Below are 13,337 nucleotides of genomic sequence, written 5' to 3'. Positions count from 1 at the left end.
CGGACGCCGCTGGATATGGTCGTCAGGTGAATCGACTGGCGAGCGCGACCAGCCCCTATCTGCTCCAGCACGCGGAGAACCCGGTCGACTGGTGGCCGTGGTCCGAGGAGGCGTTCGCCGAGGCGAAGCGGCGTGACGTACCCGTGCTCATCTCGGTGGGGTACGCGGCCTGTCACTGGTGCCACGTGATGGCACACGAGTCGTTCGAGGACCCGGCGGTCGGCCGGCTGCTCAACGACAACTTCGTGTCGATCAAAGTGGACCGGGAGGAGCGGCCGGACGTCGACGCGGTCTACATGACCGCCACCCAGGCGATGACCGGCCAGGGCGGCTGGCCGATGACCGTACTCGCCGCGCCCGACGGCACCCCGTTCTTCTGCGGCACGTACTTCCCCAGGGCCAACTTCGTCCGACTGCTCGAATCGGTCACCACCGCGTGGCGGGACCAGCGCGAGGCCGTGTTGCAGCAGGGCGCCGCGGTGGTCGAGGCGATCGGTGGCGCCCAGGCCCTCGGCGGGCCGACCGCACCGCTCACCGCCGAACTGCTCGACGCCGCCGCCGACCAGCTTGCCCGGGAGTACGACTCCGTCAACGGAGGGTTCGGCGGCGCCCCGAAGTTCCCGCCGCACATGAACCTGCTCTTCCAACTCCGGCACTACCAGCGGACCGGCTCGGTTCGGACGCTGGAGATCGTCCGGCACACCGCCGAGGCGATGGCCCGGGGCGGGATCTACGACCAACTCGCGGGTGGCTTTGCCCGCTACTCCGTGGACGGGCACTGGACCGTGCCGCACTTCGAGAAGATGCTCTACGACAACGCCCTGCTGCTGCGCGTCTACACCCAGCTCTGGCGGCTCACCGGGGACCGGATGGCCGAGCGGATCGCGGCGGAGACCGCCGGCTTCCTCCTGGACGACCTCGGCACCGCCGCCGGCGGGCTCGCCTCCGCCCTCGACGCCGACACCGAGGGGGTGGAGGGGGCCACCTACGCCTGGACCCCGGACCAACTCGTCGAGGCGCTCGGCACCGACGACGGGCAGTGGGCGGCCGACCTCTTCGCGGTCACTCCGGCTGGCAGTTTTGAACACGGGACCAGCGTGCTCCGACTCGCCCGGGACATCGACGACGTCGACCCCGAGGTGGCCGCCCGCTGGCGGCGGGTACGGGGTGCCCTGCGCGCCGTACGCGACCTGCGTCCCCAACCGGCCCGGGACGACAAGGTGGTCGCCGCCTGGAACGGGCTGGCGGTCACCGCCCTGGTCGAGTACGCGACCCTGACCGGTGACGCGGTGACCGCCGGGGCGGCCCGGGACATCGCCGGGGTGCTCGCCGAGCGGCACATCGTCGACGGGCGGCTGCGCCGGGTCTCGCGGGACGGCAAGGTGGGCGAACCCGCCGGGGTGCTGGAGGACTACGGGGCGGTGGCCGAGGCGTTCTGCGCCGTACACCAGCTCACCGGCGAGGGGCGCTGGCTGACGCTCGCCGGTGAGCTGCTGGACGTGGCGCTGGCCCATTTCGCGACCGGGAGCGGCGGGTTCTACGACACCGCCGACGACGCCGAGAGGCTGATCACGCGGCCAGCCGACCCGACCGACAACGCCACCCCGTCCGGGCTCTCCGCCCTGGTGGCGGCGTTGGTGGCGTACTCGGCGCTGACCGGTGAGCCGCGCTACCGGGAGGTCGCCGAGACGGCGCTGGCCACGATCGCCCCGATCGTGGCCCGGCATGCCCGGTTCACCGGCTACGCCGCCACCACCGGGGAGGCGCTGCTCTCCGGCCCGTACGAGGTGGCGATCGTCACGACCGATCCGGTGGGCGATCCGCTGCTGCTTGCCGCCCGGAGGCACGCGCCGCCCGGGGCGGTCGTCGTCGCCGGGGCTCCGGACCAGCCGGGGGTGCCGCTGCTGGCGGACCGGCCGCTGCTGGACGAGGGTTCCACGGCGTACGTCTGCCGTGGTTTTGTCTGTGACCGTCCGGTTCGTACCGTCGAGGACCTGCTCGCCCAACTCGGCTGATCCCCGCCCGCTCGTCGCCTGCCGCCCCCCGTCGCGGCCCGCCCCGCTCACCGGCGTCTGCGTTAGGAAGGGGCCCTTCCTATACAGAAAGCGATAACAAGGGGCCCTTCCTTACCCCTCGGGACCGGGTGCGGGGGTAAGGGGGCGGAGAGCCCGCTAGGCTTGCCGGCGTTATGGATTCTCGAACCGGTCTGCCCGTTGTCGGCATGGTGGGGGGCGGTCAACTCGCCCGGATGACCCACCAGGCCGCTATCGCCCTCGGCCAGTCACTGCGTGTCCTGGCGCTCACCCCGGAGGACGGGGCCGCGCTGGTCGCCGCTGACGTCCGGTACGGCGACCACACCGACCTCTCCGCACTACGGATCTTCGCGAAGGGCTGCGACGTGGTCACCTTCGACCACGAGCATGTGCCGTCCGAACACATCCGCGCCCTCGCGGCGGAAGAGGTGACCCTCTACCCGTCCGCTGACGCCCTGCTCTACGCGCAGGACAAGCGGGCGATGCGGGAACGGCTCGGTGCGTTCGGCGCACCGGTGCCGCGCTGGCGGCCGGTGGCCGCCCCGGCGGACCTCACCGGCTTCGGGGACGAGGTCGGCTTGCCGGTGGTGCTCAAGGCGGCCCGTGGTGGCTACGACGGCCGGGGCGTCTGGGTCGTGTCGGACGCCGCCGACGGAGAAGCCCTGGTGTCGAAGCTGCTCGACAGCGGCACCGAGTTGATCGTCGAAGAGCGGGTGGCGCTCCGTAGGGAGTTGGCCGTACAGGTGGCTCGTTCGCCGTTCGGGCAGGTCGCCGCGTACCCGGTGGTGGAGACGGTGCAGCGGGACGGGATCTGTGTCGAGGTGCTCGCCCCGGCGCCGGACCTGCCGGAGCCGCTGGCCCTGGCCGCCCAGCAGTTGGCGATCGACATCGCCACCACGCTTGACGTCGTCGGCCTGCTCGCGGTCGAACTGTTCGAGGTCACCGACCCGGACGGCAACCCGGCGTTGGTGATCAACGAGCTGGCCATGCGGCCGCACAACTCCGGCCACTGGACCATCGAGGGGGCCCGGACCTCGCAGTTCGAGCAGCACCTGCGGGCGGTGCTCGACTATCCGATGGGGGACACCGCGCTGACCGCGCCGGTCGTGGTGATGGCGAACGTGCTCGGCGGGGCCGAGGGCGGGATCTCGATCGACGAGCGGTTGCACCACCTCTTCGCCACCGATCCCGGCGCCAAGGTGCATCTCTACGGCAAGCAGGTCCGTCCCGGTCGGAAGATCGGCCACGTCACGGTCCTTGGCGACAACCTCGAACAGGTACGGGCACGCGCCGCGCGGGCCGCCCAGTGGCTCCAGGAGGGGCGATGACGGCTGCGGAAGCAGCGACCCAGGTCGGTCTGATCATGGGAAGCGACTCGGACTGGCCCACGATGAAGGCCGCCGCCAGTGTGCTGGACGAGTTCGGCATCGGCTACGAGGTGCGGGTCGTCTCGGCGCACCGTACGCCGGTCAAAATGATCGAGTACGGCCAGCAGGCGGCCGGACGCGGTCTCAAGGTGATCATCGCGGGTGCGGGTGGGGCGGCTGCCCTGCCCGGCATGGTCGCCTCGGTCACCCCGTTGCCCGTGATCGGTGTTCCGGTGCCGCTCACGCACCTCGACGGGGTGGATTCGCTCTACTCGATCGTGCAGATGCCGGCCGGCATCCCGGTCGCCACGGTCTCGATCGGCAATGCCCGCAACGCCGGGCTGCTCGCCGTACGCATCCTGGCCACCGGCGACGCCGAGTTGCAGGCCCGGGTCACCGCGTTCGCGGAATCGCTGGAGGTTCTGGTCGAGCAGAAGGAAAAGGCGCTCCAGGCCAGCCTCACCTCCTGAGTCGACGCCGCACCGGAACCGAGTGGCATCGTGCCCGATGGGTGCTCAACTATCAGATTGCGCATTTCATCGCTTTCCGTCGCCGGTGGGGTTGCGGCTGCGCGGCGTTTACCTGTTATTGGTGCGGGTTGGCAGTCGGTGAGCCCTACTCTCCCGTAGGTAATCAATTCGGGTGGGCATTATTACAATGCCTCGACGCGGGTTGGAGAACCGTTCGGGCTCCCGTATGTCTTATGGGTGATCGGGCGGGGAGGGGCAACGGTGACCGCGAAATCCACAAGCAACGGTGTGTCGACCACGGTTCCGGGCACCGGACGGGTCGACGCGCAGGACCCGCGCGCCGTCGACCGGACGGCGACCTACCAGAGGTTGTACGACTCGCTCAGCCGCGCCGCCGACGGAACCGTCTCCCCGCTGGAGCTGGTCGACCGCCTCGGCCCGACCGGAATCTCCGCCAGCGATCCCCGGCTGCGGGAGACGCTGGCCCATGTCCGCGCCGAGTCCGGCGACGTTCGTGGCCTGAGCCTGGAGAGCTTCGTCGCGATGTGTCAGCGCGACAACGATCTCATCGCTCGTGCGCTTCGTGGTGATCTGGTGGTGCCGGACTTCGCCACGTTCGGCGACGAGCTGACGGGCATGTACGAAGCGCTGCTCGGCGACGTGCGGGGAGCGGTCGCCGACTACATACCGCAACTGGCCCGGGTCGATCCGAACCAACTGGCGATCGCGGTTTGTACGGTCGACGGCCAGCGGTTCGCCATCGGCGACTCCAACACCGGTTTCTGCGTGGAATCGGTCTGCAAGCCGATCAACTACTGTCTGGCGCTGGAGGAGCATGGGGCCGACGTCGTCCATCGGCATGTGGGCCGGGAGCCGAGCGGGCGGGGCTTCAACGAGTTGACCCTCAACAACGACGGCCTGCCGCACAACCCGATGATCAATTCGGGGGCCATCATGTGCTGCTCGCTGATACGCCCCGAGATGGACTCGGCCGACCGGTTCGACTACTACACGGACGCGTGGCGGAAACTCTCCGGCGGTGGGCGGATCGGATTCAACAACGCGGTGTATCTGTCCGAGCGGCAGACCGCAGATCGGAACTTCGCGCTGGGCTATTCCATGCGGGAGAGTGGCGCCTTCCCGTCGGGCACCAACCTGCTCGACACATTGGAATTCTACTTCCAGTGCTGCTCGCTGGAGATCGACGCCGAGTCGCTGGCGGTGGTGGCGGCGTCACTTGCCGGCGGTGGTGTCTCGCCGTTGGGTGGTGGACGCATATTCTCGACGGGTACGGTTCAGAACTGCTTGTCGCTCATGTCCTCGTGTGGGATGTACGACTATTCCGGGGAGTTTGCCTTCTCGATCGGGCTGCCGGCCAAGAGCGGCGTTTCCGGCGGGCTGATGCTGGTGATTCCTCAGGTGATGGGGATTTGCATCTGGTCGCCCCGGCTCGACTCGCTGGGTAATTCCGTACGGGGGATCGAGTTCAGTCGCAGCCTGGTGTCGAAGTACAACTTCCACGTCTTCGACGGGCTGGTCGACAACGAGAACTCGGGCAAGCGCGACCCGCGGAAGCGGAAGCACGAGGCGGCGCTGAACGACATGGTCAGGCTCTGTTGGGCCGCCAGCCAGGGCGACCTCGACGAGGTCCGGGCCCTGGTCGCCGGTGGGATCGATCCGAACGCCGGCGACTACGACGGGCGTACCGCCCTTCATCTGGCTGCCTCCGAGGGGCGGTACGAGATCGTCGAGTATCTGCTCGACCAGGGGGCGGATCCCGCTCCGGTCGACCGGTGGGGCAACGCCCCGGTGGTCGACGCGGTACGCGGCGACCACCAGAGCATCGTGGACTTGCTGCGCCAGAGATTGGCTGGCCCGGCCGACGCCGAGTCGGTCGCCCTTCCAGTCGTAGGCTGAACGTTCCGGTGGTCGGTCCGCTATCTGGTTGATCGCTCTTGTGTGGATTCGATTGGGTATCAGAGGCCCGTCAAGATCGTGTGCGCGCGTGTACAGGTGTCGTCAAAGCCGGTTCCGGCGAAGGGGCACGCGCTGCTGTGCTGGGTGAGCGGCCTCGACAGAGCCGCTTGTCCGGCTTTGGGAGGTCACCTGTGCCCACGCCGTCTACGCCTGGTCCGGACGTTCCGGGCCCGGTGGGTGGCTATCGCAACGCCCCGGTTACGGCCCCGGGTTTCGACTCGCCGGTGCCGGATGGCCTGGGCGGCCCGCTGGACCTGCCCGGTCACCTGGTGGTGGACACGGAGGCGCTGGACAAGGCGGCTGCCGCGGCCGGCGAGGCGGCGGATGAGGCGGCTGGCGCGGCACGGCTGGTGGACAGCGCGGTGGACCGTTCCGGACCGACCCCGTGGGGTGACGATCCGGGGCTGGGGCAGAGTTTCGGGTCGGTGTTCGCCGAGCCCCGCCAGGCCCTGATAAAGGCCATGGAGGAGCTGCCCGAGGTGCTGCGCGACATGGCCGACAAGCTGCGACAGACCAGCCGTACCTTCGTCGACGTCGAGGACGACGCGACCGAGCGGGCGCGGTCCCTGGTGGAACCGTCACCATCGAGCAAGCTGTGATCGACGCGCATCATGTGCCACCGGAACTACAGAACCTGTTGATGATCCTGGTCGGCAACAAGTGGCCGACCGGTGACGAGACCGCTCTGCGTGCCGAGGCGGCGGCCTGGCGCGAGGCAGCCCGAACGGCCCGTTCCTGCGCCGAGAAGGTGGCCACCGTCAAGCATCTGGTGGACGAGGGCCTGGAGGGCGAGACCCGGCAGGCGTTCGACGATTACGTGGTGGGGCTGATCGGTACGGGGCCGGGTGACGAGTCGGCGATCCTGCCGCTCCTCGCCGCCTGCTGCGACTCGGCGGCCGACTCGCTGGAGGAACTCGCCAACGAGATCGAGACACTGCGGATCACGATCATCGGCTGCCTGGTGGTGCTCTTCATACAGCTCGCGCTCGACGCGCTGATGTGGGCGTTCGGCGGCGCGGCGAAAGCCGCGGCGGACATAGCCGCAGGCCGGACCTTCCTCTGGGGCGTACTGCGCCGCGTGATCATCACCGCCGTGACCCGGGTCGCCGAATCGATACTCGCGCAGGTCGGCTTTACCCTGCTGGCTCAGCTGATCGAGCGGGCACAGGGCCACCGCCGCTCGTTGAACGGCAAACAGTTGGCTACGGCCGCGGTCAACGGGGCGGTGGGCGGCACGGTCGGTGTCGGCGCGGGCTTCCTGGGCGGGATACTCCGGTCCGGTGCCGGCAAGATCCTCAAATCGGGTTTCGAGCGCTTGCCCGGCGCTGGGAGGTTGCCCGGCACCGGGAGCGTCCTGCCGGTCGTGGGCAAGGCGGCCGGGAACCTGACCTGGGGTGCCGGGTACGGGGCACTCGCCGGTATGGCCGAAGGAGCCGCTCAGGACGCCGTCTTCGGACTCTCCGGCGACTGGGTCTCCGGAGCCGCCAACGGTGCCTTCAACGGTGCCTGGGGCGTACGCCACACAGCAATGAACCCGGGTAACAAGCTCTCCATCGCCCCGGCCGACCACATCGAAAAGGGCCTCAACCGTTACCTCGACGGGCGGGCCCGCCCGCAATCACCGGCCGCCTCCAACAGCGGCGACGGCGACAACCCGCCGATGAATGATGTCCCGGACCTGTACCGGTCGCCGACGCCGGTCAGCGGCGATGGCGACAACTCGTCGACGAACGACGTGCCGGACCCGTATCAGTGGCCCGCGTCGACCAGCGGCGACGGTCACGAAATGTGGCAGGACGTGCCCTCATCGAACAACCCGACACTCATCCGACCGCCGGCCAACATGCCGCCCCCGCCCGCTGAGCCGAACCCGTGGGCGAGTACGAGCGCGAACACGAACACCGCCGTACCGCACACGCCACCGCACAGTGGTGACCTACCGCCCGAACCCGTGAACGGCCCGTCGACTGACGGAAACACCACCACCCCGGTCAGCCACACGGCAGGCGCACCCTCGGACTGATCGATTCCAGGACGGCAGAAGCAGGTATCGGGACGCCGACACCATGCTTTCCAGCCAGCGATTCGGTCCCGTACCCCGGGCCCCCTCCGGTCGGGCGGGGGCCCGGGTCACCGCATGCCACGCAGCGCGCCGCGTAGGCGTTCCTGAGCCTTGGTACGCCGTTCGTTGCTGGCGCCGAGGACCAGCAGCACGATGCCGACCGGGATCAGCACCAGCCACGGCCCGAAGACGGTCAGCAGGTGCAGGGTGGCGATCACGGTGACGATCGCCCCGATGATCACCGGTGCCTGCTGGCGCCGCCAGGAACCGAAGATCAGCACGGCGACGCCGCCGAGCAGCAGCAGGATCTGGCGCAGGTCGCCGCCGGAGGTGCCGAGCACGATCACCAGGGTGGGCAGGAACGCGGCGACCAACGCGGGGCCGTACGCGACCCAACTGCTCACGTCCGACCGGTGCCGCAGTTCCAGGATGCCGACCAGCAGGGCGAGCGCCGCGAACGGCAGCGTGTACGCCTCAGGGAGGGCCACGTCGGCGACCCCCATCAGCAGCCACCAGGCACTGATTTCGCAGACCACGGCGGCCCAGAAGAGGATTCGCCGGGCCACCACCCGACGTCCCGGCCGGGTCGCCGCCACACCGAGAACGGCGCCCCAGGCGGCGAGCAGGGCGGCAATGTGCCGGGGCGAGTCGAAGGCGAGCGCCCCGGCGATGAGCGCGGCGCCGTACCCGGTCCATTCGACCGTCGCCGCCTCGCGCAGCGACTCGGGTCGGCGCAGCCGGGGCAGGGTCGCGGCGATCAGCAGCAGTGCCGCGCCGACCGCGAGTACGCCGAACGCGGACCAGACCGGGTCGAGGCCGGCGACCAGCCCGGCGGTGAAGACGAAGAGCTGGGCCATGACCGAGGCGAAGAGCCAGCCGAGGATCCGGGCGGGTTGGGTCTGTCCGGCAAACGCGGCGATGCCGCCGACCGCCACCGCGGCGCCGAGCGTGAACAGGGTCAGTTCGCGGGTGGCGAGCGCACCGGCGAGGCCGGCACCGCCGGCGGCCAGGCCGATGGCGAAGACCAGGATCCGGGTCAGCCGCAGTGACCTGGCCCGTTCCGCGTCCGGTGGCGGCGGAGTCAGGGCGAGCCCGAGCATGGCGATGGTGAACACGGCCAGGGCGGCCATCGTGCTGTTCGGCCAGCCGAGCCCGAGCGAGATCGGGGCGATCAGGACCGTGATCGCCGCCCCGGGCAGGATGACCGGGATCGCCCGCGCCGGTCGGCCGCCGACAAAGCCGGTCGCGGCGAGCGCCGCCGCCACGGTCAGCAGCAGCGCCGCGAGCACATGGGTGCCGTCGACCGCGTTGCCGCTCGGGTTCGCGATCGTCTCGGGCGCGCCGTCCCAGATTCCGTAGAGCACCTGGTACGGCTCGACCAGCGCGGCGACCAGGACGGGCGCCAGGGTGGCGACGGCGACCAGGGTCGGCAGCACCGCGGCGGTCATCGCGCCCACGGTCGGGCTGATCGCCCAGCGGCCCCGGGGCTGGTCGGGCAACTGGCGGACGGCGCCGCCGAGCATCACCGACCAGCGGCGGATCGGCTGGGCGCCGCTACCCGGCGGTGGCGTGGCGGCCCGGGCCAGTTCGGCGAGAACACCGAGCAGTGCCGCCGCCGCGGCGTAGACACCGGCGGGCAGACCGGTGGGGATGGACGCGACGGCGGTGATGGTCGCTCCGCCGACCACACCGACGGTCGCGTACGGCAGGTAGCGCGGGACCCGCCGCCGCGCCAGGGCGAGCAGGGCGACACCCAGGCTCGACGCGGCGAGCGCACTGGTCAGCACGATGTCGGCGGTGAAACCGAGGGCGGCGGCCAGGGCGGCGAACGCACCGGGCAGGGCGAGCAGTGCGCCGCCGGCCGCCGCGCCACCGATCTGCCCGAGGTGCGGGGGTAGGTCGTCGATGGGTTCGACCCGGGAGGCCGGCTCGCCGTCCAGGTCGTCCTCCAGGTCGTCGTCGAATGGTTCGTCGTACCCGGGGTCGCCGCTGGTTGTCCGTCCACCGGTGTCGGGGGTGGGGGTGAGGTTGCCGATCGTCCGGGCGAGCACCGCGACGACCAGGCCGACCAGGGCGATGACCCCGAGGGCGGCGGCGGTCGTCCAGGGCCGGACCAGGCTCGCACCGACCGCGTGTAGCGCCACGACGGCCGCGACGGTGGCGCGGGCCAGACCGGCCCGGGGGTCGGCGGCTGCGGCGGAAGCCATTCCGTAGGCGGTCGCGACCGCGCCGCCGACCACGATCGGTGACCACCAGGGCAGGCCGAGGGCGGCCGGGGTGCCGATGGTGGCGAGTCCGACGCAGACCCCGGCGATGTCGTACTTCCACGGACGGGGGAGGGCGGCGGCTGCCGCCGCGGCGAGCAGGATCAGGGCGATCGGGGCCTGCCAGGCGCTGCCGCCGGTGCTCCCCATGGGCCAGGCGTCGAGGTCGGCGGCCCAGATCCGGCCCGGAGTGGCGAGGACCCGCAGGCCGCCGCTGAGCGCCGTGTAGCCGGCGATCAGGGCGATCACCCCGCCACTGAGCGCGATGCCGAGGATCGGGCCCCGCCGCCAGTGCTCCGGCAACGCGCGTACCCCGACCGCCACGACCAGGACCAGCCCGGCACCGACCGCCAGTTCTGCGCCGGGGGCGAGGATCCCGGCGATCCGGGCCAACGCTCCGACGAGTCCGGCGGTCGCGGCGGCGGCGGCGAAGTCCGAGCCGTCGAGCAGCCGGTCCGCCCGCCGTCCGGCGTCTATCGACGGGGCCAGGAAGAGCAGCACCGCGGCGACCATGAGCAGCGCGCCGACCCAGGCGTCGGCGACGGTGGCGCCGGGTGCCCCGAACGCGGCGGCGGTGACGGCGAGCGCGCCGAAGCCGGTACCCAGGGTCAGCGGCAGGCTGATGTGTCGTTGCGAGACCTGGGCCAGGGCCGCGTACAGCAGGGTCGCGCAGACGGCCAGGTAGCTGGCCGCGAGGACCGGTTCGGTCGCGTCCCGCACCGACGTGGCGGTTGGGGTCGGGTCGACGGGTACGGTCGCGGCGACGAACGCGGCGACCGCTCCGGGTAGGGCGAACGCGGCGCCACCGGCGGCCCAGTTGGCCACCAGGTGCGCCGACTCGCCGAGGGTGATGCCGCCGACCTTCGGCGCGAGACTGATCAGCAGGCCGGCCACCGCGAGGGTGAGCAGAACCGCCGCGGTGAGACTGGGGCGGGCGGCGGCGGCCCCGGCTCCGGCGAGTCCGACCAGTGCCGCCGCGACCGCGTGGGTGAGCGCGCCCCGCCGGGTGTCGGCGGTGAGGCCGACGACGCCGATGCCGATCGCCACCAGGACCGGTGGCCAGGGAGCGGCGGCCCACGGGAGCCCGAGCGAGGCGGGGGCGGCGAGCGCGGTCAGCGCGGCCCCGGTGACGGCGAACTCCCGGCGCATCTCCGGTGGCAGGGCAACCACGGCGGCGACGGTGAGCAGGAAGGCGGTCGCCACGAGTTGCCAGGCGGCGGGGCCGACCGTGTTGGCGAGGGCGTCCGGGTAGTCGCCGAGGTCGGCCCGCCAGACCGGCAGGGCGGCCTGGATCGGGGCGAGCGCCGCGCGCAGCGCGCTGCCGGCGACGACCACCCCGATGACCACCAGTGCGACCGCCGAGGCGAGTTGCGGCCCCCGACGCCAGGCTTCCGGCACCACCCGTACGCCGAGACCGGTCAGGGCGACGACGAGCGCGATGAGCAGTAGTGCCCGGCCGGGTAGCGCCACGGCGGCGATCCGTCCGGCGGCACCGATCACCGCGAGCGTGAGTACGCCGGCGGCGAGTGCGGGCAGTGGCGCCCGGCCGGCCGAGAGTGCTCCGGCCAACCCGATCGCGGCGGCGAGGATCAGCACCGCACCGGCCCGGAACGCGCCCGGTACGGTCTCGGTGCCGACCAGAGCGATCACCGCGTAGAGCAGGGCGGCGCCGACGGCGAGCCCGTGCAGCGTCCAGCTCAGCTCGCGCAGCCACGGGGTGGTGGTGGGGGCGGCCATGGTCGACCAGGCGGCTGCCCGGGCGGGTCGGGGCGGTGGGGGGCGTTCCGCTTCCACAGTGGCGCGCCCCGGCCGTTCCTCCCGCCGTCCGGTCGGCACGGTGAGTACGGCGTCCGCCTCCTCCGGGGCGGATTCTGGCCGGTCCAGCCCGGGGTCGCCGTCGTCGGCGGGGCGTCGGCGTGCCCCGTCGGCGAGCGGTTCGTCGTCTGCCGTGGCGCCCCGGGGCGGGCGCGGTTGCCAGCCGGTGGCGGGCGGGGGCGCCTGCAGGCTGTCCTGGGTGAAGGCCCGTGCCAGGGCGAGGTCGATCGCGGCGACCATGGCCAGGACGAGTGCCCAGCCGGTCGCCCCACTGACCCATTCGTACGCGAGCAGGGGCAGCACCGGTTGGCCGGCGACGAGGGTGGCGTACCGCCCGACGTGCAGGCCGGTGGCGCTGCCGTACACCCAGCCGATGGCGGCGGTGAGCAGGCAGGTCAGGCCGGCGAAGACGGGCCCCGGTAGTCCGCTGGTCCAGATGACGTCGATGGCGAAGATCGCGTACCCGTTGAGCGGCACCAGGAGCAGGCCGACGGCGGCGATCGTCTCGGCGGTGGCGGTGAGTCCGCGCCGGGCCACGATCGGCGGCGCGACCAGCATCAGCCCGGTTGCGGTGAGCAGGATCGCGACCCGGCTGAAGTCGTTCTGGGAGCTGATCGCGACGGCGGCGAAGGCGACTGCGGCGACGCCGAGCAGCAGCGCGCCGAGGCCGAGCAGGATGTTCTGCACCTCGCGGTTCGAGGCTTCCGGCTGGTTGCCGGGCGGGGTGTTGCCGGGGCGCCCCCCCGGCCCGCGCCCGCCGGCCATCCCGGTACGCCGGGGCTGCGGCGGTGGGGGTGGTACCGGGGTGGACAGTCGCTCCTGACCGCGGCTGGTGCCGGCGGTGCTGACGTTCTGCCGGGGCACCCGGGGTGGCGGCTGGCCGGTGTCGACGGTCGGTGGCCGCCGGTTGCCGCGTCGGCGTAACACCCGCCGTGGCTTGGTCGTCTGTTTCAGGCGCTCGTCGTTGGCGTGGGTGAGGATGTCCCGTTGGAAGAGCGCGGCCTGCATCTTCGCGGCGAGTTGTTTCTGCTCGCTGGCGATGGCGGCGTCGCGTTGCTTGATCTCGGCGATGGAGCGTTCGATCCGGGCCAGGTCGTCGGCCCACTGCCCCTGCTCGGCCTCGCAGTGCGGGCAGCGGGGCGCGGCTTCGATCTCCCGGCCGCACGAAGAGCACCGGTACGTACTCATGGCACCTCCCGAGCGGCCTGCAAAGTGGACTCACCTGGAAGCATGCCCAAAGCAGGCGAGGGTTGAACAGTCCCTCGCCGGTGGGAGATCGGAAAAGCCGGTCACGGATCCGAGTGGATCCGTGACCGGCCGAGGTGATTCACGTTGATTCATGCCTCCGG

Annotated in this window: 7 protein-coding genes; 6 read left to right on the top strand and 1 reads right to left on the bottom strand. The window is 71.5% G+C overall.

The window, feature by feature from the left end:
• Positions 1-26 precede the first annotated feature (26 nt).
• From ACIBF5_RS08130 to ACIBF5_RS08105, 6 genes are all read left to right on the top strand, one after another.
• On the top strand, positions 27-2,015 hold the full coding sequence (locus ACIBF5_RS08130; protein WP_396809314.1) for a thioredoxin domain-containing protein: 1,989 nt from the start codon (positions 27-29) through the stop codon (positions 2,013-2,015).
• A gap of 173 nt (positions 2,016-2,188) precedes the next feature.
• Positions 2,189-3,361 (top strand): 5-(carboxyamino)imidazole ribonucleotide synthase, encoded by a 1,173-nt coding sequence (locus ACIBF5_RS08125; RefSeq protein WP_396809312.1) that lies wholly within the window; start codon positions 2,189-2,191, stop codon positions 3,359-3,361.
• Complete coding sequence (gene purE, locus ACIBF5_RS08120) at positions 3,358-3,870, top strand: 5-(carboxyamino)imidazole ribonucleotide mutase (RefSeq protein ID WP_396809310.1); 513 nt, start codon at positions 3,358-3,360, stop codon at positions 3,868-3,870. The genes ACIBF5_RS08125 and purE overlap by 4 nt, the downstream gene beginning before the upstream one ends.
• A 261-nt stretch (positions 3,871-4,131) precedes the next feature.
• Positions 4,132-5,787, top strand: coding sequence for a glutaminase A (glsA, locus tag ACIBF5_RS08115; protein WP_396809308.1), 1,656 nt, complete (start codon positions 4,132-4,134; stop codon positions 5,785-5,787).
• Positions 5,788-5,978: 191 nt separating this feature from the next.
• A complete protein-coding gene (locus ACIBF5_RS08110) occupies positions 5,979-6,446 on the top strand; it encodes a type VII secretion target (protein ID WP_396809307.1) in 468 nt (155 codons plus the stop codon).
• Positions 6,443-7,870 carry a hypothetical protein gene (locus ACIBF5_RS08105; RefSeq protein ID WP_396809305.1) on the top strand — a complete coding sequence of 476 codons (1,428 nt, stop codon included), beginning with the start codon at positions 6,443-6,445 and terminating at the stop codon, positions 7,868-7,870. Before ACIBF5_RS08110 ends, ACIBF5_RS08105 begins: the two co-directional genes overlap by 4 nt.
• A 107-nt stretch (positions 7,871-7,977) precedes the next feature.
• On the opposite strand, the gene ACIBF5_RS08100 is transcribed toward ACIBF5_RS08105, so the two are convergent.
• Positions 7,978-13,176, bottom strand: coding sequence for an SCO7613 C-terminal domain-containing membrane protein (locus tag ACIBF5_RS08100; protein WP_396809303.1), 5,199 nt, complete (start codon positions 13,174-13,176; stop codon positions 7,978-7,980).
• Between the last annotated feature and the right edge of the window lie 161 nt (positions 13,177-13,337).

Origin of the sequence: Micromonospora sp. NPDC050417 (assembly GCF_044458865.1) — a bacterium.
Lineage (GTDB): Bacteria > Actinomycetota > Actinomycetes > Mycobacteriales > Micromonosporaceae > Micromonospora_G.
Note: the sequence above shows the minus strand (reverse complement) of the source record. Positions and strands in the feature narration are given on the sequence as shown.